Below are 19,921 nucleotides of genomic sequence, written 5' to 3'. Positions count from 1 at the left end.
GAACAAACAATTCCAACCATTAGAAAAATTAAAAAATGGAAAATCAAAATTTCGAAACATTAGCCATCAGAACCCAAACCGAAAGAACTCAATTTGACGAACATTCCACACCTTTATACCTCACTTCGAGCTTCGTTTTCGAAGATGCGGAAGATATGCGCGCGAGCTTTGCGGAGGAAAAAGACAAAAATCTTTACAGCCGTTTCAGCAACCCAAACGTCACAGAATTCGTAGATAAAATCGTGAAAATGGAAGGCGCAGAATCCGGTTATGCTTTCGCGACGGGAATGGCTTCTATTTATTCCACATTTGCGACCTTGCTCAACGCTGGCGACCACATCGTAAGCTGTCAGTCGGTTTTCGGTTCCACGCACACCTTGTTCACGAAGTATTTTCCAAAATGGAATATTGAAACCACCTATTTCAAAGCCGAAGACGCCGAGAATATTGAAAAATATATCCAACCAAATACAAAAATATTGTACTTGGAAACGCCGACAAATCCTGCAATCGAGATTTTAGATTTAGAATTCTTCGGAAAAATCGCCAAAAAACACAATTTGATTTTCGTTGTAGACAACTGTTTCGCAACGCCTTACTTGCAACAGCCGATTAAATACGGCGCAGATATTGTCGTGCATTCCGCAACGAAACTCATTGACGGTCAAGGTCGTGTGCTCGGTGGCGTTGCCGTTGGGAAGGCAGATTTGATTCGTGAGATTTACCTTTTCGCAAGAAACACAGGTCCCGCGATGTCGCCGTTCAACGCTTGGGTTTTGAGTAAAAGTTTGGAAACTTTGGCGATTCGTGTCGAGAAACATTGCGAAAATGCGTTCAAAGTGGCTGAGTTTCTGGAAAATCATCCGAACGTAGAATTGGTAAAATATCCTTTCCTAAAATCTCATCCAAGCTACGAAATCGCCAAAAAACAAATGAAATTGGGCGGAAACATCGTCGCTTTCGAGGTCAAAAACGGCATCGAAGGCGGTCGCAATTTCCTCAACCGAATCAAGATGTGTTCCCTCTCTGCAAATCTCGGAGACACAAGAACGATTGTCACGCATCCTGCTTCTACAACGCATTCCAAGCTTTCCGATGACGAGCGAAACGAGGTCGGAATCACCGCCGGATTGGTGCGTTGCTCCGTCGGATTGGAAAATATAGACGATATTATCAACGATTTGAAACAAGCTTTAGACTAGTGTCATCCTGAGCGGAGTCGAAGGAAGGAGCAACAAGTTTTCGTCTTCGAATCACGATTCCAACCCGCTGTCCACTATATCTTTTTTTGCTACGACGATTGGTCATCAAAAAGAAAATTCAGTCAAAGCAAAAAAAGGATACCGTTACCATCGGGGCTATGTTGAGGTTTCCTCTTTCAATCGACGATAAAAATAGTTCCGTAGGAACGACCGATATTCTAGCGTTAGAATTTATTCTAACGATTAACGAAAAATAGATAACAAACGTTGGAATTCATTCTGACACGTTAACGGAAAAATGAAATAATGAAAAATTCAGAACAATTATATAAAGCCATTTCCGAACGCATCCTGATTTTGGACGGCGCAATGGGAACAATGATTCAGCGCTACAATTTCTCGGAAGAAGATTATCGCGGCGAGCGTTTCAAAGATTGGGAATCTTCACTCAAAGGAAACAACGATTTGCTCTCTTTGACACAACCAGAAGCAATTGAAGAAATCCACAAACAATATCTGTCAGCCGGCGCAGACATCATCGAAACCAACACATTCTCAGGAACTACGATTGCAATGGCCGATTATCATATGGAAGATTTGGTTTACGAACTCAATTACGAATCAGCCAAAATCGCCCGCAAAGTCTGCGACGAATTCACCGCTCAGAATCCCGACAAACCAAGATTTGTTGCAGGTTCCATCGGACCAACCAACAGAACGGCAAGTCTTAGCCCAGACGTGAATGACCCAGGTTATCGTGCAATCACTTTCGACGAATTGAGAATTGCGTACAAACAACAGGCAGAAGCTTTGCTGGACGGCGGTTCCGACATTCTGTTAGTAGAAACCATCTTCGACACATTGAACGCCAAAGCCGGACTTTTTGCCATCGACCAAATTCAGGAAGAAAGAAATATTAAAATCCCCATTATGGTTTCCGGAACAATTACCGATGCTTCCGGAAGAACTTTGAGCGGACAAACCGCCGAAGCTTTCCTGATTTCTGTTTCTCATCTTAACTTATTAAGTGTCGGATTCAACTGTGCTTTGGGTGCAAAGCAATTGACACCTTATTTGGAAGCGATTTCTTCCCAATCAGAATTCGGAATCTCGGCTTATCCAAATGCCGGCTTACCAAACGCTTTCGGTCAATACGACGAAACTGCGAGCCAAATGGCTGAGCAGGTGCAGGAATATCTAGAAAAAGGACTAATCAATATTATCGGCGGTTGTTGCGGAACAACGCCGGAACATATCAAAGCGATTGCTGATTTGGCAAATAACTACGAACCTAGGACAATCAATGTAACAATATAACAATGTATCACTTTACCAATATGTTGCGAGCTCAAGATTGTTACATTGGTAAATTGATATATTGGTAAATTAACTTATGAAATACTTAAAATTATCAGGTCTAGAACCTCTAATTATAACGCCAGAATCCAACTTCATCAACGTTGGGGAGAGAACCAATGTGGCCGGTTCCAAAAAATTCCTTCGATTAATCAAGGAAGAAAAATTTTCCGAAGCGCTCGATATTGCCCGTCATCAGGTGGATGGTGGCGCACAAATCCTGGATGTCAATTTCGATGACGGATTGATTGACGGAAAAGCATCAATGATAAAATTCCTGAACTTAATTGCTTCAGAACCGGACATTTCCAGAATCCCAATTATGATTGATTCCTCGAAATGGGAAATCTTGGAAGCTGGATTGCAGGTTGTTCAGGGAAAAGCGGTGGTCAATTCCATTAGTTTAAAAGAAGGCGAAGCAGAATTCATTCATCACGCAAAAGCAATTAAACGTTATGGAGCTGCTGTCATCGTAATGGCTTTTGATGAGGTTGGACAAGCGGATAATTTTGAAAGAAGGTTGGAAATAACCAAACGTTCTTATGATATTTTGGTCAATCAACTGGATTTTCCGGCAGAAGATATTATTTTCGATTTGAATATTTTCCCTGTTGCCACGGGAATGGAAGAACACCGCAGAAATGCTATCGATTTTATCGAGGCGACGCGTTGGGTTCGCACCAATCTTCCTTATGCATCTGTGAGTGGTGGCGTTTCCAACGTTTCATTTTCTTTCCGAGGCAATGATTCTGTGCGTGAAGCGATGCATTCCGTTTTCCTTTATCACGCGATAAAAGCGGGGATGAATATGGGAATCGTAAACCCCACGATGTTGGAAGTTTATGACGAAATCCCGAAAGAACTTTTGGAATTGGTTGAGGACGTGATGCTCGACAGAAAAGACGATGCAACTGAAAGATTGTTGGATTATTCCGAAAGAGTAAAATCCACCAAAAAAGAAAAAGCCGAAGATTTGGCTTGGCGCGAAATGCCTTTGCAAGAGAGAATCACGCATTCTTTGGTTAAAGGACTTGACCGTTTTATCGAGGAAGATACGGAAGAAGCCAGATTGCAATCCGAAAAACCACTTCACGTCATCGAAGTTAATCTAATGACAGGAATGGGCGTTGTCGGCGACCTTTTTGGAAGCGGAAAAATGTTCCTGCCACAGGTTGTAAAATCGGCTAGAGTAATGAAAAAAGCAGTGGCTTATCTTCAACCTTTTATCGAAGCTGAAAAAGACGGAACAAGGCCAGCTAACGGAAAAATCTTAATGGCAACCGTAAAAGGCGACGTTCACGACATTGGAAAAAATATTGTGAGTGTGGTTTTGGGTTGCAACAATTACGACATCGTTGACCTCGGTGTGATGGTTCCGGCGGATAAAATTATCCAAACGGCGATTGATGAAAAAGTGGATATCATTGGCTTAAGCGGATTAATTACACCAAGTCTGGACGAAATGGTTCACCTCGCTTCAGAATTGGAAAGACGAAATCTTAGTTTTCCATTATTGATTGGTGGTGCAACAACTTCCAAAGCGCATACAGCTGTTAAAATCGCTCCGAAATATGCGAATACAGTTGTTCACGTGAACGATGCTTCCAGAGCAGTTGGTGTGGTAAGTTCGCTTTTGAATAAGGACAAATCCAGCGTTTATTCTTTGGAATTGAAAAAAGATTATGACGATTTTCGTGAGAAATTCCTGAACCGACAAGTCGATAAAGAATACGTGACAATTGATGAAGCGAGAAAACAGAAGTTCAAAATCGATTGGGAAAATGAAGAGATTCATAAGCCAAATAAATTAGGGATTACTATTATCGAAGACCAAGATTTGGATGAATTGGTAGAATTTATCGACTGGTCGCCGTTTTTTAGAAGCTGGCAATTGTTTGGGAAATTCCCAGATATATTGACGGATAATGTGGTTGGCGAGCAAGCGACGATTTTGTTTAATGAAGCCAAAGCAATGCTCAAGAAAATCCTTCAAGAAAAAAGCTTTAAAGCCAAAGGTATTTTCGGAATTTTCCCTGCAAACGCCACTGAACGTGATGATATTTTGGTTTATGATGACAATCAAAATGTAATTTCAACTTTCAGAACTTTGAGACAACAACATAAAAAATCTGAGGGCAAAGAATATTTCGCATTGTCAGATTTCATTGCTCCTGAAAATTCTGGGAAAGAAGATTATATCGGTGTTTTTTGTGTTTGTACAGGTTTTGGTGCGGATGAATTGGCGAAAGAATACGAAGATAAAATGGACGATTACAATGCAATTATGGTAAAAGCTTTGGCCGACCGTTTTGCAGAGGCTTTCGCAGAATTTCTCCACAAAAAAGTCAGAACCGAATATTGGGGTTATTCAGAAAATGAAACTTTGACCAATGACGATTTGATTAAAGAAAAATATTTGGGAATTCGCCCCGCTCCGGGCTATCCGGCTTGTCCAGACCATCTGGATAAATTGACGATTTGGGATTTGCTTAAAGTTGACGAGAAAATCGGAGTGACATTAACCGAAAGTTTAGCGATGTGGCCAACCGCGGCGGTTTCCGGTTATTATTTCGGCAATGAAAAGTCAAAATATTTCGGTGTTGGAAAGATTGATGAAGACCAATTGAAAGATTATGCAGACAGAAAAAATGTCGATTTGGAATATGCGAGAAAATGGCTGAGCCCGAATTTGGCTGATTAGACTTTGAATTTTAAACCTTGAATTTTTGAATTAAAATAATGAAAATTACTGACCATATAAAAAACGCCAACGGAAAAACACTTTTCTCTTTTGAAATTGTTCCGCCACAGAAAGGCGTCGGAATCGCAGATTTATACAAAAATATTGACCCGTTGATGGAGTTCAATCCGCCTTTTATTGATGTTACCACGTCCCGCGAAGAGTACATTTTTCTGGAAAGAGGAAATGGTTTGATGGAGCGTAAAATCACCAGAATGCGTCCTGGAACTTTGGGAATTTGTTCCGCGATTCAGAATAAATATAACGTCGATACAGTTCCACACGTGCTTTGCGGAGGCTTTACAAAAGAAGAAACCGAATATCTTTTGGTAGATTGTATGTATTTGGGAATCAATAATATTGTTGCTCTTCGTGGCGACGCGATGAAAGGTGAAAAATACTTTGAGCAGTCAAAAGGCGGACACAAATATGCTTCGGATTTGGTAAAACAAATTCACGATTTGGGAACCGGAAAATATCTTCACGAGGAAATTGTGTCTGATGACAATAGCAGTTTCTGCATCGGCGTTGCAGGTTATCCGGAAAAACATATCGAAGCACCATCTATGAATTACGACCTTCAAATGTTGAAGAAAAAAGTGGAAGCTGGCGCGGATTACATCGTTACTCAAATGTTCTTCGATAATCAAAAATTCTTTGACTTCGTAAAACAAGCCAGAGAAATCGGGATTGATGTTCCAATTATTCCAGGCATCAAACCAATTGCAACCAAAGGTCATTTGCAAATGTTGCCACAAGTTTTCAAAATCGATTTGCCTGAGAATTTAATCTCAGAAGTTTTGAAATGCAAAACCAACAGCGATGTTCGCGAGGTCGGGATAGAATGGGCCATCAACCAGTGCAAAGAATTGTTGGATTTTGGAATTCCGGTCTTGCATTTTTACTCGATGGGGAAAAGCGATAATATTTTGAAAATTGGAAGAGAAGTTTTCTAGAACTAAAAAGAGATGCAAATTTGCATCTCTTTTTTTATTTGTTAAGGAAAGTAACCATTTTTACTAAGGATTCTTCTTGTTTTACGTTTATTTTATTAGCTTTCATAAAGTCCTCTAATTCTGATTTTTTCTCAGGAAAATAGCTGAGTAATTCCTTGTTATTTTTTGGTGCTTTCATTATTTTCTGGTCGGATACAATGAAATAGGTGGGACTTATTCTCTCAAATTTGGAATAGCCTTCTTTAATTGTCGAATTCGGTTCGACAGATGTTTTGGTCACCTGAAGTTTAATTGTTTCTTTTTTCAACAGTTGATTTTTACCTTCAACCAGTCTGAAAAAATAGCCATTATAATCTTTCAAATAAACGATGATAACACCAGTGGTTGTCAATTTGAATCTGGAAAGCTCCTCACTTTTTGGAACTTCATAAACTTTACCATCATTTAAGACCTCAATTTTATCTGAATAAGCATCATAACGGATTTGCACCACTTCCTGGGAGTCTCCAACCAAAGCAGGAACGAAATTAGCCGTTAAGTAAGGGCTTCCTAGCACGTCTTTTCCTAAAGGTTTAAAATCTGTATTGACCGAAGCAAGTGGTCCAGTGAAGATTTTGTAATTTTGCTGACAATAGATTTGGTTCATAGTACAAATCATCACCAAAAGAACAAGCTGTTTTAACAAAAATCTTTGAGTCATAATTATTAAGTTTATGTAAAATTAAATAAAATGCTCAAATATCTACATATAAAATAATAAGTTTAATCCACACCTATGTTTTAATAGATTTGAGACATTATTTTCAAAAACTTTATTTTTACATCACAAGCTTTAATATGAAATTATCAGGACCATTCAAACAAATCATCACACTGAATCAGCTTCCATTGAAAGGACAATTAAATGATGAACAATTGGAAATCATCATTGATGGCGGAATTTTGACCGAAAACGGAATTGTTCTACAAGTTGATAACTTCGAAGTTTTAAAACAAAAATTTCCCGATTCAGAAACTGATTTGATTGAAAATGAGCAAATTGCACTTCCTGCTTTTGTGGATGCGCACACACATATTTGTTTTGGAGGAAATCGGGCAAATGATTTTGCAATGCGAAATGCCGGAAAAACTTATCTCGAAATCGCAGAATCAGGCGGTGGAATCTGGAGTTCTGTGCAACACACCAGAAAAGCTTCTGAGGAAGATTTGATTGATGGAATCTTGGAACGTATCAATATTTTATTAAATCAAGGCATCACAACCATCGAGATTAAAAGCGGTTACGGATTGAATGTCGATGAGGAACTGAAAATGTTGAGAGCCATCAAAAAAGCTCAGTTAAAAACCAAAGCCACCTTGATTCCAACTTGCCTTTCAGCTCATTTGAAACCACGAGATTTCGAAGGTTCTTCCGAGGATTATCTTAATTATATTATTAATGAAATTCTACCAAAAGTAAAAGAAGAAAACCTCGCAAACCGAGTTGATATCTTCATCGAGAAATCAGCTTTTCAGCCGGAAGAAAGTAAAAAATTCCTTTTGAAAGCTAAAGAATTAGGTTTTCAAATAACGGTTCACGCAGACCAATTCACGGCTGGAAGTTCAAGGATTGCGGTGGAAGTTGGCGCCAAGTCTGCCGACCATTTAGAAGCAACCATTGATGAAGATATTGAGTTTCTTGCCAATTCAGAAACCGTTGCGATTGCACTTCCAGGCGCAAGCTTAGGCTTGGGCGAACCATTTTCACCAGCCAGAAAAATCCTCGACAAAGGCGGAATCCTCGCCATCGCAACAGACTGGAATCCAGGTTCTGCACCAATGGGAAATCTCGTGACGCAAGCTTCAATCTTAGCAACTTATCAGAAATTGACTACGGCTGAGGTTTTGGCTGCGATAACTTTCCGTGCCGCTTACGCCTTAGATTTAGAAGACAGAGGAATCTTGGCAAAAGGAAAAAAAGCAGATTTTATCACTTACGAAACAGATAATTTTCAAAATATATTTTACAACCAAGGAAGTTTAAAACCTTCAAAAGTTTACATCAACGGAAAATCGATTATATGATAGAAGAAAGAGATAGTCTAATTTTTGACCTGGACGGAACACTTTGGGACGCTTCGGAAACTGTTGTCAGAGCCTTCAATGACAGCATTGTAGAAATTGGTTTTGATATCAATTTAAATGCTTTGGACATCAGAAATTTCTCAGGAATGAAGATGGATGATATTTTTGCCCAGCATTTCAATTTCATTCCAAAAGAAAAACTTCAGAATTTTGAAGATATTTATAGTTCGAGAGAGAAGAAATATCTCAATGAATCGGGCGGAAGATTATTCCCAAACGTCCGAGAAACTTTAGAAAAGCTCAGCAAGATACATCGTCTTTTCATCGTCAGCAATTGCCTTTCCGGCTACATCGAGAGCTTTTTGGATTTTTACGACTTAAATTCATATTTCGAGGATTTCGAATGTTTTGGAAATCGGGGTTTGCCAAAAGATGAAAACATTCGATTGATTGTCACAAGAAATGACCTTCAAAACCCAGTCTATGTCGGCGATACGATTTGGGACATAGAATCTTCCGACAAAGCTGGCGTCGATTTTATTTATGCCTCTTATGGTTTTGGAAAAATAGAAAATGCTGAATATCAAATAGAAAAATTCGAAGATTTATTAAAATATTAGTCCACAAAAAAGCCTTATCAAAATCTGATAAGGCTTCCTTTTTTTTAAATCTCGGTCATTACTTGAACTCAATCGGGAATTTAACTTGTGTATTGTCCCAACCAGCGTACAAATCTGCGCCTGTTTTGGTCTGTACAAAAGTAATTGAGAAAAATTCAACAGGAGAAGTCGTTTTCTCAGCCGGAACATTGAATCTCACCACATCCTTGCTCTTATCATAAGCATATGCGCCCCATTTGTCAACATCAGAATTGAGAACGATGGTCCATTCTTTTTCGTTTGGAACAGCGAATAAACTGTAAGTTCCAGCCGGAATATCTTTTCCATTGATTTTCACTGGCGTATAGAATTTGATTTCCGTATTTTCATTCGCTCCCATTCTCCAGATTTCTCCGTATTTGATAAGATTACCGAAAACAACTCTGTTCTTTTTCTGAGGTCTTGAATAAACAACTTTCACTTTTGGCGTTTCTGACTTTGAAGAAAGCACCTGAAGCGGATAATAGGTCGCATCCATTGGACTTGCGTCTGCAGGCAAATAATTTAGTTTTGTCGCATCTAATTTGGCTTGAGAGTAAGCGCTAACTCCGATTAATAATGAAGCGGCTAAGATTAAATTTTTCATTTATTTATTTTTAATTTTATTAATTGTTCAATGGCTTTGTCCAAAGTTTCCTGTTTTTTGGCGAAACAAAATCGGATGACCTTTTCATCAGTTTTATCTTTGTAAAATGCTGAAAATGGAATTGTTGCGACTTTGTATTCTTTTGTGAGCCAATAGCAAAAATCCTTGTCTTGCATATCAGAAATCGAACCAAAATGGGCGGACAGAAAATAGGTGCCTTCACAATCCAACAATTCAAATGGCGTTTCCGATAAAGCACTTTTCAAATAATTTCTTTTCTCTTCAAAGAATGTGGAGGTTTGAGAAAAATCCTGAATGTTTTGAAGATATTTTGCAATCGCAAATTGAGCAGGCGTATTCACGCAGAAAACATTGTATTGATGGACTTTTCGGAACTCATTCATCAGTTGTTCGGGCGCGAGAATATAACCGATTTTCCAACCCGTGATGTGAAGCAGTTTTCCAAATGAGCCAACAACAAAAGTGCGTTCCTTCAATTCTGAATATTTGGCTAACGTCAAATGAGATTTTCCGTCAAAAGTAATGTTTTCATAAACTTCATCGCTTAGAATAATGATGTTGGTGTCTTTTACAATTTTAATTAATTCCTCAATGTCATTTTGTTTCAATATTTTCCCAGAAGGATTATTGGGATTGTTAATGATAATCATTTTGGTCTTTTCGGAAACCAGATTTTTCACTTCGGTCCAATTGATTTTGTAATCCGGATAAAGCATTTTGACATTTTTCACGATTCCACCATTCAGAATAATCGCAGGTTCGTAGCAATCGTACGCTGGTTCGAAGATAATCACTTCATCATCTTTTTCAACAAACGCAGAAATCACGGTGAAAATTCCTTGCGTTGCGCCAGCTGTAATATTAATTTCAGCATCCGGATGATAATTAACCTGATATTGCGAACTGAACTTCCTCGAAATCTCTTCCCGAAGTTCCTTGATTCCAAACAACGGTGCATATTGATTGTAACCTTCTTTGGCAAAATCGCCCAAGTATTTCAGAAGATTTTCATCAGCTTGATAATCCGGAAATCCTTGCGAAAGATTGACGGCGTTTTCCTGTTGTGCCAACAAAGACATTTCTGTGAAAATCGTGGTTTTCACGTCGGGAAGTTTGGATGCAGATAATCTTAAAGCCATAATGATGGTAAAATTAAGTAATAATTATTTTAAATCTAAAAGAAATTTTATCGCAAAGGCGCAAATCTATTTTTAAAATCAAATGCTACAAGTCGCCAATTTTGAGGATTCTGTTATTCTTAAAGCGATTTGATTTGCGACTTGCAACAGGTAAGTTGAAAAGAATTTTACGCCTTTACGTTGAAATATAATGCGGGAAGAATTTCACATTTCGTAAATTTGCAAAAATACTTTTTTGAAACGTCTTATCTCCATCGTCGGAACTACAGGAATCGGGAAAACCAGATTGGCCATCGATTTGGCAAATCATCTCGGGACGGAAATTATTTCGTGCGATTCTCGTCAGTTTTATCGTGAGATGAAAATCGGAACTGCAATGCCGACGGAATCTGAATTGGCCGAGGCAAGACATCATTTTGTAGGGAATCTCAGCATCGATGATTATTATTCGATTGGTTTGTACGAACACGAAGCGATTGAAAAGCTGGATGAGATTTTCGCCGAAAAAGATGTCGCCATAATGGTTGGCGGAAGCGGAATGTACGAGAAAGCCGTTGTAGAAGGATTGAACGATTTACCAGAAGCAGACGAGGAAAATCAAAAAAAACTGATTGATATTTTTGAAAATCAAGGGATTGAACCTTTACAAAAATTATTGTCAGAACTTGACCCGGAATATTTTTCGGTTGTTGATAAAGACAATTCAAGGCGTTTGTTGAGAGCAATCGACATTATCTGGCAAACGGGAAAAACCTACACCGAAAATCTTAGTTTACCAAAACCTCAGCGTCATTTTGAGACATTTAGAATTGGAATTGAGGCACCAAGGGAAGTGATTTATGAAAGAATCAATCGGCGCGTTGATATAATGATGGAAAATGGTTTGCTGGAAGAAGCCAAAGGATTGATAGCTCATAAAGATAAAGTCGCGCTTCAAACAGTTGGTTATTCGGAGTTGTTCAAATATTTTGATGGCGAATGGGATTTGGATTTCGCCGTTTCTGAAATCAAGAAGAATTCCCGCCGATACGCCAAACGCCAAATGACGTGGAACCGAAAATTGGGAAATGTGAATTGGGTGAATTATGATAATTCTGTGGAAGAAGCATTATCTTTGCTCAAGAATTTACCAATGTGAAAATTTACCATTCTAACAATTAGAATCGCAAAATTGGTAAATTGTTAAACTTTAATATTGTTACATTAAATAAAAATTATGTCAAATACACAATCAAATATGTTGGCTCTAGGAACGAAAGCGCCAGATTTCAGCCTTCCGAATCCTGTAAAAAATAACGAAATCCAAAGTCTGGAATCTCTGAAAGGGAAGAAAGGAACTTTGGTGGTTTTTATGTGCAATCATTGTCCGTTTGTGCTTCACATCATCGATGTTTTGGAGGAATTGTACGAAGATTACAAATCTCAAGGCATTGAATTTATTGGAATTAATTCCAACGATGTGGACAGATATCCTGCAGATTCTCCGGAGATGATGGTGGAATTTGTAGAAGAAAAAGCTTTGAAATTCCCTTATCTCTACGACGAAAGTCAAGATGTTGCAAAAGCATTTGACGCCGCGTGTACACCAGATTTTTATTTCTTTGATGAGAATCTGAAATTAATCTATCGCGGACAAATGGATGATTCCAGACCAGGAAATCAGAAGGAAATTACTGGTGAGGATTTGGTGATTGCGTTTGAAAATCATTTGGCCGGACAAGACCAAGAAGATTTCCAAAGACCAAGTTTAGGCTGTAACATCAAGTGGAAACAAATCTAGAAGTTAGAGATTAGACTTTAGAAATTAGATAAATAAAACCGTTTCGTATTAAGCGAAACGGTTTTTTATTTAAATTTTACTGAAATTATTTTTAATAAAATCTTTCTGAGATTCGAAAGCGATTTTGTCGATATCAATTCCCGAAATGGGAATCCAGATGCCTTCAGAGATTTCGGATTCTTCTATTTTGATTTCAAATTTTTCATCAACTTCATACTCATAAAACAAATCCATCGTATTGTAACTGATGTTTTTGTATGGATAAATGTTTGGTCTGCTTCCCAGATATCTCAGTTTTTCTACATTAATTCTCAATTCTAATTCTTCAAAAAGTTCTCTGGCGCAGGTTTCTTCAGCACTTTCTTTTGGGTCGCAAAAACCGCCTGGTAAATCCAATTTTCCTTTTCCAGGTTCCTGATTTCTGACTGTGAAAAATAATTCGTTATCGTGTTTGATGATGACTGCAACCGCTGCTGCTGTATTATGATACAAAACAAAATCGCAGTTGCTGCAACTGAACTTGACGCTGTTATTCCATTTCAAAGTTTCGTGTCCGCATTTTGGGCAGAATTTCAGATTTTCCATTGGATAAAATTAATGAAATAAGGTCAATTTTAAAAACAAAAACCATCCTGAAATTACAAGATGGTTTTAAGAATTATATAAGGCTTTTGATTAAACCGCTTTTCTATTTCTAGGGTGAAATTGGATGATAACATCTCTCAATTCCTCGGTTTTCAAATGCGTATAAACCTGAGTCGTTGTAATGCTGCTGTGACCCAACATTTCCTGGATAAATCTCAAATCTGCACCATTTTGCAACAAATGCGTCGCAAAAGAATGACGGAAAGTGTGCGGCGAAATACTCTTGTTGATGCCAGCTTTCTGCGTCAATTCCTTAATGATAATGAAGACAATTACTCTGGACATATTCGTTCCTCTCGTATTCAGGAAAAGAATATCTTCGAATTTTTTGTTGATTTTTCCCAAGGCTCTTACATTTTTGATGTAATCCAAAATGCACTCTGCAGTAGATTTGGCCAAAGGAACCAATCTTGTTTTTTCGCCTTTTCCTTCTACGATGATGAAGTTTTCTTTGAAATTGATATTAGAGATTTTCAAATCCACCAATTCCGAAACACGCAGTCCACAACCATAAAGAACTTCCAAAATGCATTGATTTCTTCTGCCGATATCTGTGTGTTTTTCAATGTTTTCGATGATTCTGTCGATGTCATCAATGCTCAAAGTGTCGGGTAGATAAAGGCCTAATTTTGGACCTTCTAATAGTGACGCAGGATTATCATCTCTGTACTCTTCTTCCAAAAGAAATTTGAAAAAAGCCTTGATAGACGAGATTCCTCTTGCCTGCGAGCGTTCGCTGATTTTGTTTTTGGATAATTGGTAGATGTACTCCTGAAGGTTTTCGTAGCTGATATTCTGTGGAGAGATTTCTCCTAAATCAGTAATAGCAAAGCTTTCCAGCTTTTTGATATCTCTCACGTACGCGTCAAGTGTATTGTCGGAGAAACTTTTCTCAAATTTTAGAAAATTTGAGAAGTCTGTAATTTTTTCGGACCAGTTCATATTTGTGTTTTTAATTAATTGTTTGTAAAAAAAAGTAGTTATCCTATCATAAAGTATATAATTCTTGTTCTGTTATATTTAAAGTTTCAATGCCTGCGTTTTTCAAAAATTCCAATCCACTGTCGTCTGAGTAAACCGTCATATAGACCACTTTGCTGATGCCTGCCTGTAAAATCAATTTGCTGCACTCCTTGCAAGGCGACATCGTGATGTACAATGTTGCGTCTTTGCAGGATTGCGTACTGCTGGCAATCTTCAAAATGGCGTTGGCCTCTGCGTGTAGCACAAACCAATTGGTTTTCCCTTCTTCGTCTTCGCAGTTGTTTTCAAAACCGGAAGGCGTTCCATTGTATCCGTCGGAGATTATCATTCGGTCTTTCACGATAAGTGCTCCCACTTTTTTCCGCTTACAGTAAGACAGGTTTGCCCATTCGGACGCCATCTTCAGGTAAGCAATATCGAATTTGTTATAATCCATTCTTTACATTTAATCGAAAGCAGGCTTCCTTTTTTCCAGAAAAGCCGAAACACCTTCTTTAAAATCTCCTTGAGCGAACAATTCTCCAAAAGAATTGATTTCACTTTCCATTCCATTTTCCTTGTCACTTGCATTGACTGCTTTTATTGCTTGTGCAATGCCTTGTGGCGAGTTTTTCACAATTTGTTCTGCCAATTCCTGCGTTTTCGGAAGCAATTCTTCGAGAGAAAAAACTTCATTCACCAAACCAATCAATTTGGCTTTTTCTGCAGAAATCATTTTAGCAGAGAAAATCATTTCATTTGCAATTCCTTTGCCAACTAATTTCGGCAATCTTTGCGTTCCTCCATAACCGGGAATCAATCCCAAAGTTACTTCTGGCAGACCAAGCTTTGCATTTTCGGAAGCGTATCTTAGATGACAAGCCATTGCCAATTCCAATCCGCCACCCAAAGCAAAACCATTGACTGCTGCAATGACCGGTTTGCTCAGATTTTCTATTCTGTTAAAAACAAAATGTCCCCTTTTTGATAGCTCGGTCGCTTTTTCCTGACTGAAATTTGAAAACTCCTTGATGTCTGCACCTGCAACGAAGGATTTCTCCCCACTTCCGGTTACGATGACACAGTTCACGGTTTTCTCATTTTCAAGAAAATCAAACACGTTTTCCAAATCATTAAAAACCTGAGTGTTCAAGGCGTTTAAGCTCTCTGGTCGGTTGATTGTGACAACGGCGATTTTTCTTTCTATCGTTAATTTTATACTTTCGTAATTCATTTAAAGGAGATTATTTTTTAATCTCTAATTTGATTTAAAAATCTAATTTAGAAATTTCTGCAATATAAACAAAATATTAATGAATAATTAACATTTATAACGTGCATTTATTAACCATTGTAAATTATAATTATGAAAACTTTATTAAAAACCTCACAATATGCGTTTAAAATTTACATATTCCTACTTGCGCTTTTTGTAATTTCGTGCGGAAGTCGGAATTCTGCTAGTAGTTCTTACAGGTCGACCACTGTTTCTTATTACGCCGACAAATTCAATGGGAACAGAACGGCAAGCGGCGAAACCTACAGACATTCCAAACTTATAGGCGCACACAAATCACTTTCATTTGGAACAAGGGTGGAAATCGTAAATGTTGAGAATGACAAATCCGTCATCATCACTGTGAACGACCGAGGACCTTTAAAGCCGTCAAGAGAATTTGACCTCAGCCAAGGCGCTTTTAAAAAGATCGCCGACCTGAATGAAGGAATTGTAAAAGTAAAATACCGGATTTTGAATTAATCCTTAATATAATGTAAATGAAACTCTAAACTGATTCGATACATAATATATTTAAAATGTTTAAATTTGCAATGCTTTTAAAAAAGTCAACAAATAAAAATCTTAAAAAATAACATCAAGACAATGAGTTACATTTCATTTATCGAAGCAAGACAAATATTAGATTCCAGAGGGAATCCAACAATTGAAGTAGATGTTTTCACAGAAAGTGGAGCAATGGGACGAGCAGCAGTACCTTCTGGTGCTTCTACAGGTGAGCACGAAGCAGTTGAACTAAGAGACGGCGCGCCGGAATATCTTGGTAAAGGTGTTTTGAAAGCGGTAGAAAATGTGAAAGAGATCATCGCGCCAGAATTGATTGGGCTTCCGGTTTTCGAACAAAATCTTATCGATGCGGTAATGATCGACCTTGATGGAACTTCTAACAAAGGAAAATTAGGCGCAAACGCAATTCTAGGTGTTTCTTTGGCTGTTGCGAAAGCGGCTGCTAACGAACTTAGAATGCCTCTTTATAAATATGTAGGTGGTGTGAACGCCAACACACTTCCAGTTCCAATGATGAACGTGATCAACGGTGGCTCTCACTCAGATGCGCCGATCGCTTTCCAGGAATTTATGGTAATGCCAGTGAAAGCAGATTCTTTCTCTCACGCTTTGAGAAAAGGAACTGAAATTTTCCACAGCTTGAAATCTATTCTTCACGGAAGAGGATTGTCCACAGCTGTTGGAGACGAAGGTGGATTTGCACCAACTTTCACAGGAACTGAAGATGCTTTGGATACTCTTTTACAAGCTATCGAAAAAGCAGGTTACAAGCCAGGAGACGATATTATGATCGCTTTGGATTGTGCCGCTTCAGAATTCTACAAAGATGGCGTTTACGATTACAGAAAATTCCAGACGCCAGATGCGCCAGTGTTCTCTAGCAGCGAGCAGGTTTCTTACTTGGCTGATCTTGCAAACAAATATCCGATCATCTCTATCGAGGACGGAATGCAGGAGAATGACTGGACAGGTTGGAAAGAATTGACAGATAAGATCGGAGACAGAGTACAATTGGTTGGAGACGACTTGTTCGTAACGAATGTTGAAAGACTTTCTAGAGGTATCAAAGAAAATACAGCGAACTCCATCCTTGTAAAAGTAAACCAAATTGGTTCTCTTTCTGAAACAATGGCGGCTGTACAAATGGCGCAACAAAACAGATACACGACAGTGATGTCTCACAGATCTGGTGAAACTGAAGATTCTACAATCGCAGATCTTGCAGTGGCACAAAACTGTGGACAGATCAAAACTGGTTCTGCGTCCAGATCAGACAGAATGGCGAAATACAACCAACTTTTGAGAATCGAAGAAGCTTTAGGTGAAACTGCGGTTTTCCCAGGTTTGGACGCTTTCAAGATCAAAAGATAATTAATTTTTAAATTAATATAAAAGGCATTTGGAGAAATTCAGATGCCTTTTTATTTTTATGTAATTGTAAATCAATGTTTTATTTTGATTAATTATTAATAATAAATGTTTTCATTTGTTCAATTATTGACATTAATAGAATCAATTAGAAGATATGACTTTTGTCAGTTGACCATTTCCGAGTAAAGTGTTATATTTAACACATAAATATTTTTATAATGTCAGATAACAAAGTTATATTAAATTACGACGGGAAAAGTTTCGAGTATCCGATCGTAGATAGTACTATCGGAGACAGAGGAATTGATATTTCCAAACTGAGAGACCAAACGGGATTGATCACTTTGGATCTTGGTTACAAAAACACAGGTGCTACCATTAGTGAAATTACTTACCTAGACGGTGATAAAGGAGAATTGTTGTACAGAGGTTATCCTATCGAGCAGATCGCTGAGAAATCTAATTTTACGGAAGTAATGTATCTTTTGCTTCACGGAGAATTACCAAAAGCAGAGCAGTTCAACAGCTTCGAAAACAACATCAAGAAATATAATTTTGTTGCAGATGAGCTTAAAAAACTGATTGATGTTTTTCCTCGTTCTGCGCATCCAATGGGTGTTTTGTCTTCTTTGACTTCCGCATTGACGGCTTTCAACCCGAAAGCGGTAGATGTGAAATCTAAGGAAGAATTGGATTATGCATCAGAATTGATGATTGCAAAATTCTCTCACCTTTGTGCTTGGACCTACAGAAAAACACAAGGTTTACCAATTAACCACGGTGACAATAGCCTTAATTATGTAGAGAATTTCTACAAAATGGCTTTCAAACTTCCTAATCAGGAGTTTGTGATGGATCCGGTTGTGGTTGCAGCTTTGGACAAATTATTGATCCTTCACGCCGATCACGAGCAAAACTGTTCTACTTCTACAGTAAGAATGGTTGGTTCTGCTCACACAGGTCTTTTCGCTTCTATCTCTTCTGGAGTTTCTGCACTTTGGGGCCCACTTCACGGTGGTGCAAACCAAGCAGTTATCGAAATGCTTGAGTTGATTGAAAAAGATGGTGGAGACGTGAACAAATGGGTTGAAAAAGCTAAAGATAAAAATGACAGCTTCCGTTTGATGGGCTTTGGTCACAGAGTTTACAAAAACTTTGACCCAAGAGCGAAGATCATCAAAAAAGCGGCAGACGATATCTTAGGAAAACTAGGAATCCAAGATAAAGCACTTGATATTGCAATGCAGTTGGAAAAAGTAGCTTTGGAAGACGAATACTTCATCGAAAGAAAATTATATCCAAACGTAGATTTCTACTCAGGAATCATCTACAGAGCTTTGGGAATCCCTACAGAAATGTTCACCGTAATGTTCGCATTAGGAAGATTGCCAGGATGGATCGCTCAGTGGAGAGAAATGAGATTGAAAGGTGATCCGATCGGAAGACCAAGACAGATCTACCAAGGTGCTACAGAAAGAGATTATCTTGACATCAAAAGCAGATAATATCTTTTTTTTATAAAATTAATAATCCCTGAAACTCTGGTTTTGGGGATTTTTTTGTGGTGACAATTGATAACTGGAAAGCAAAACAATTTAATAAATCCTTAAAACAGATATTATTTCCGAATTTTCGGTTATTGCATAGCTTTAATTATATTTGCGACACTTACATTTTTATGGGAATCAACCTCAATATTAAAAACGAAACGGGAAAGCTAAAGTCTGTGGTTCTGGGCCAACCAAAATCCAACGGACCAATTCCTACACTTGCAGAAAGCTACGACGCCAAATCATACAACACCATAGAAAATGATATCTATCCGAAAGAGGAAGATATTGTCTTCGAAATGTCAGAATTTGAGAAAGTTCTGAAGAAATATGATGTTGAGGTTTTCCGGCCAAAAATTATTAAGGATTACAACCAGGTTTTTGCACGTGACGTCGCTTTTGTCATCGAGGATAAAATGATTATTTCGAATATCATCCCAGACCGTGCAGATGAGCAGGAAGCTTACCGACACATCATCGATAAAGTGTCTTGGAGAAACGTGGTCAACTTGCCAGAAAAAGCACACATCGAAGGTGGTGACGTGATTGTTTGGGACGAATTTCTTTTTATAGGAACCAGTTACAGCCCAGATTACAGAAATCTGAAAACCGCCAGAACCAACGAATATGCGATTGAAATCCTAAAAGAATATTTCCCTAAAAAGAGAATCATCGATTTGGATTTGAAGAAAAGTGATACCAAACCTTACGAAGGCATTTTGCATTTAGATTGTACCTTCAACCCGATTGGGGAAGACAAATGTGTGATTTACAAAAACGGATTTGTGGACGAAGATGATTACCAATTGGTTCTCGATATTTTTGGCGAAGAAAATTGCTTCAATGTCAATGACGAAGAGATGTTCCAGATGTTCCCGAATGTCTTCTCAATCGCACCAGACGTTGTAGTCTCGGACAAAGCTTTCACCAGAATGAATGACCATTTCCGCAACGAATGGGGAATTACGGTAGAAGAAATTCCATATAGAGAAATTTCCAAAATGGGCGGACTTTTGAGATGTTCAACGCTTCCATTAGTTAGAGAGTAATTTTTTAATCGTTTAATTCTTTAATCATTTAATTTT

Annotated in this window: 19 protein-coding genes; 12 read left to right on the top strand and 7 right to left on the bottom strand. The window is 38.2% G+C overall.

Annotated features, from left to right (window positions below; translation table 11 throughout):
• Nucleotides 1–35: 35 nt before the first annotated feature.
• From BMW39_RS06870 to metF, 4 genes are all read left to right on the top strand, one after another.
• On the top strand, nucleotides 36–1,202 hold the full coding sequence (locus BMW39_RS06870; protein ID WP_034973321.1) for an O-succinylhomoserine sulfhydrylase: 1,167 nt from the start codon (nucleotides 36–38) through the stop codon (nucleotides 1,200–1,202).
• A 306-nt stretch (nucleotides 1,203–1,508) separates the two neighbouring features.
• Nucleotides 1,509–2,519 (top strand): homocysteine S-methyltransferase family protein, encoded by a 1,011-nt coding sequence (locus tag BMW39_RS06865; protein ID WP_034973319.1) that lies wholly within the window; start codon nucleotides 1,509–1,511, stop codon nucleotides 2,517–2,519.
• Between the two features lie 76 nt (nucleotides 2,520–2,595).
• Nucleotides 2,596–5,259, top strand: a complete 2,664-nt coding sequence (metH, locus tag BMW39_RS06860; RefSeq protein ID WP_051879813.1) for a methionine synthase — start codon at nucleotides 2,596–2,598, stop codon at nucleotides 5,257–5,259.
• Between the two features lie 38 nt (nucleotides 5,260–5,297).
• Nucleotides 5,298–6,254, top strand: a complete 957-nt coding sequence (gene metF, locus BMW39_RS06855; protein WP_034973317.1) for a methylenetetrahydrofolate reductase [NAD(P)H] — start codon at nucleotides 5,298–5,300, stop codon at nucleotides 6,252–6,254.
• 34 nt (nucleotides 6,255–6,288) lie between these two features.
• Here the strand turns inward: metF and BMW39_RS06850 are convergent, their stop codons facing one another.
• Nucleotides 6,289–6,954 (bottom strand): hypothetical protein, encoded by a 666-nt coding sequence (locus tag BMW39_RS06850; RefSeq protein WP_034973315.1) that lies wholly within the window; start codon nucleotides 6,952–6,954, stop codon nucleotides 6,289–6,291.
• Nucleotides 6,955–7,091: 137 nt separating this feature from the next.
• On the opposite strand from BMW39_RS06850, the gene hutI reads away from it, so the two are divergent.
• Both hutI and BMW39_RS06840 read left to right on the top strand, forming a co-directional pair.
• Nucleotides 7,092–8,318 carry an imidazolonepropionase gene (hutI, locus tag BMW39_RS06845; RefSeq protein WP_034973314.1) on the top strand — a complete coding sequence of 409 codons (1,227 nt, stop codon included), beginning with the start codon at nucleotides 7,092–7,094 and terminating at the stop codon, nucleotides 8,316–8,318.
• Nucleotides 8,315–8,938, top strand: coding sequence for an HAD family hydrolase (locus BMW39_RS06840; protein WP_034973312.1), 624 nt, complete (start codon nucleotides 8,315–8,317; stop codon nucleotides 8,936–8,938). Before hutI ends, BMW39_RS06840 begins: the two co-directional genes overlap by 4 nt.
• Nucleotides 8,939–8,996: 58 nt before the next feature.
• Here BMW39_RS06840 and BMW39_RS06835 read toward each other — a convergent pair whose 3' ends face one another.
• Together BMW39_RS06835 and BMW39_RS06830 are read right to left on the bottom strand one after the other, a co-directional pair.
• Nucleotides 8,997–9,563, bottom strand: a complete 567-nt coding sequence (locus BMW39_RS06835) for a DUF2911 domain-containing protein (RefSeq protein ID WP_034973310.1) — start codon at nucleotides 9,561–9,563, stop codon at nucleotides 8,997–8,999.
• Nucleotides 9,560–10,723, bottom strand: a complete 1,164-nt coding sequence (locus BMW39_RS06830; protein WP_034973308.1) for a methionine aminotransferase — start codon at nucleotides 10,721–10,723, stop codon at nucleotides 9,560–9,562. Before BMW39_RS06830 ends, BMW39_RS06835 begins: the two co-directional genes overlap by 4 nt.
• Before the next feature lie 235 nt (nucleotides 10,724–10,958).
• Here BMW39_RS06830 and miaA point away from each other — a divergent pair, with 235 nt between their 5' ends.
• Nucleotides 10,959–11,861 carry a tRNA (adenosine(37)-N6)-dimethylallyltransferase MiaA gene (miaA, locus tag BMW39_RS06825; protein ID WP_034973306.1) on the top strand — a complete coding sequence of 301 codons (903 nt, stop codon included), beginning with the start codon at nucleotides 10,959–10,961 and terminating at the stop codon, nucleotides 11,859–11,861.
• Nucleotides 11,862–11,939: 78 nt separating this feature from the next.
• Nucleotides 11,940–12,503 carry a thioredoxin family protein gene (locus BMW39_RS06820; protein ID WP_034973304.1) on the top strand — a complete coding sequence of 188 codons (564 nt, stop codon included), beginning with the start codon at nucleotides 11,940–11,942 and terminating at the stop codon, nucleotides 12,501–12,503.
• Nucleotides 12,504–12,572: 69 nt separating this feature from the next.
• Here the strand turns inward: BMW39_RS06820 and BMW39_RS06815 are convergent, their stop codons facing one another.
• From BMW39_RS06815 to BMW39_RS06800, 4 genes are all read right to left on the bottom strand, one after another.
• The gene (locus BMW39_RS06815; protein WP_034973302.1) at nucleotides 12,573–13,088 is read right to left on the bottom strand and encodes an NUDIX hydrolase; all 516 of its coding nucleotides are present in this window, start codon (nucleotides 13,086–13,088) and stop codon (nucleotides 12,573–12,575) included.
• Between the two features lie 90 nt (nucleotides 13,089–13,178).
• Nucleotides 13,179–14,090: a site-specific tyrosine recombinase XerD gene (gene xerD, locus BMW39_RS06810; protein WP_034973300.1), complete on the bottom strand. Its 912-nt coding sequence runs from the start codon at nucleotides 14,088–14,090 to the stop codon at nucleotides 13,179–13,181.
• A gap of 46 nt (nucleotides 14,091–14,136) precedes the next feature.
• Nucleotides 14,137–14,568: a deoxycytidylate deaminase gene (locus BMW39_RS06805; RefSeq protein WP_034973298.1), complete on the bottom strand. Its 432-nt coding sequence runs from the start codon at nucleotides 14,566–14,568 to the stop codon at nucleotides 14,137–14,139.
• A gap of 9 nt (nucleotides 14,569–14,577) precedes the next feature.
• Nucleotides 14,578–15,345 (bottom strand): enoyl-CoA hydratase/isomerase family protein, encoded by a 768-nt coding sequence (locus tag BMW39_RS06800; protein ID WP_034973296.1) that lies wholly within the window; start codon nucleotides 15,343–15,345, stop codon nucleotides 14,578–14,580.
• Between the two features lie 132 nt (nucleotides 15,346–15,477).
• Between BMW39_RS06800 and BMW39_RS06795 the strand changes: the two genes are divergently transcribed.
• From BMW39_RS06795 to BMW39_RS06780, 4 genes are all read left to right on the top strand, one after another.
• Nucleotides 15,478–15,870, top strand: a complete 393-nt coding sequence (locus BMW39_RS06795; protein ID WP_051879812.1) for a septal ring lytic transglycosylase RlpA family protein — start codon at nucleotides 15,478–15,480, stop codon at nucleotides 15,868–15,870.
• Between the two features lie 123 nt (nucleotides 15,871–15,993).
• Nucleotides 15,994–17,286, top strand: a complete 1,293-nt coding sequence (gene eno, locus BMW39_RS06790) for a phosphopyruvate hydratase (protein ID WP_034973294.1) — start codon at nucleotides 15,994–15,996, stop codon at nucleotides 17,284–17,286.
• A 218-nt stretch (nucleotides 17,287–17,504) separates the two neighbouring features.
• Nucleotides 17,505–18,791 (top strand): citrate synthase, encoded by a 1,287-nt coding sequence (locus BMW39_RS06785; protein ID WP_034973292.1) that lies wholly within the window; start codon nucleotides 17,505–17,507, stop codon nucleotides 18,789–18,791.
• Nucleotides 18,792–18,970: 179 nt separating this feature from the next.
• Nucleotides 18,971–19,885, top strand: a complete 915-nt coding sequence (locus BMW39_RS06780; RefSeq protein ID WP_034974212.1) for a dimethylarginine dimethylaminohydrolase family protein — start codon at nucleotides 18,971–18,973, stop codon at nucleotides 19,883–19,885.
• Nucleotides 19,886–19,921: the final 36 nt, after the last annotated feature.

Source organism: Epilithonimonas lactis (genome assembly GCF_900110605.1).
GTDB lineage: Bacteria > Bacteroidota > Bacteroidia > Flavobacteriales > Weeksellaceae > Epilithonimonas > Epilithonimonas lactis.
The sequence above is the reverse complement of the archived record's forward strand: the minus strand, read 5'-3'. Positions and strand labels throughout refer to the sequence as shown.

Excerpts from the sequence above, each read along its gene's own strand:
- metH (WP_051879813.1), top strand. The coding sequence starts at position 2,596 with ATGAAATACTTAAAATTATCAGGTCTAGAACCTCTAATTATAACGCCA.
- xerD (WP_034973300.1), bottom strand. The coding sequence starts at position 14,090 with ATGAACTGGTCCGAAAAAATTACAGACTTCTCAAATTTTCTAAAATTT.
- BMW39_RS06800 (WP_034973296.1), bottom strand. The coding sequence starts at position 15,345 with ATGAATTACGAAAGTATAAAATTAACGATAGAAAGAAAAATCGCCGTT.
- metF (WP_034973317.1), top strand. The coding sequence starts at position 5,298 with ATGAAAATTACTGACCATATAAAAAACGCCAACGGAAAAACACTTTTC.
- eno (WP_034973294.1), top strand. The coding sequence starts at position 15,994 with ATGAGTTACATTTCATTTATCGAAGCAAGACAAATATTAGATTCCAGA.
- BMW39_RS06830 (WP_034973308.1), bottom strand. The coding sequence starts at position 10,723 with ATGGCTTTAAGATTATCTGCATCCAAACTTCCCGACGTGAAAACCACG.
- BMW39_RS06840 (WP_034973312.1), top strand. The coding sequence starts at position 8,315 with ATGATAGAAGAAAGAGATAGTCTAATTTTTGACCTGGACGGAACACTT.
- BMW39_RS06820 (WP_034973304.1), top strand. The coding sequence starts at position 11,940 with ATGTCAAATACACAATCAAATATGTTGGCTCTAGGAACGAAAGCGCCA.
- BMW39_RS06870 (WP_034973321.1), top strand. The coding sequence starts at position 36 with ATGGAAAATCAAAATTTCGAAACATTAGCCATCAGAACCCAAACCGAA.
- BMW39_RS06835 (WP_034973310.1), bottom strand. The coding sequence starts at position 9,563 with ATGAAAAATTTAATCTTAGCCGCTTCATTATTAATCGGAGTTAGCGCT.
- BMW39_RS06865 (WP_034973319.1), top strand. The coding sequence starts at position 1,509 with ATGAAAAATTCAGAACAATTATATAAAGCCATTTCCGAACGCATCCTG.
- BMW39_RS06795 (WP_051879812.1), top strand. The coding sequence starts at position 15,478 with ATGAAAACTTTATTAAAAACCTCACAATATGCGTTTAAAATTTACATA.
- BMW39_RS06785 (WP_034973292.1), top strand. The coding sequence starts at position 17,505 with ATGTCAGATAACAAAGTTATATTAAATTACGACGGGAAAAGTTTCGAG.
- hutI (WP_034973314.1), top strand. The coding sequence starts at position 7,092 with ATGAAATTATCAGGACCATTCAAACAAATCATCACACTGAATCAGCTT.
- BMW39_RS06815 (WP_034973302.1), bottom strand. The coding sequence starts at position 13,088 with ATGGAAAATCTGAAATTCTGCCCAAAATGCGGACACGAAACTTTGAAA.
- BMW39_RS06805 (WP_034973298.1), bottom strand. The coding sequence starts at position 14,568 with ATGGATTATAACAAATTCGATATTGCTTACCTGAAGATGGCGTCCGAA.
- BMW39_RS06850 (WP_034973315.1), bottom strand. The coding sequence starts at position 6,954 with ATGACTCAAAGATTTTTGTTAAAACAGCTTGTTCTTTTGGTGATGATT.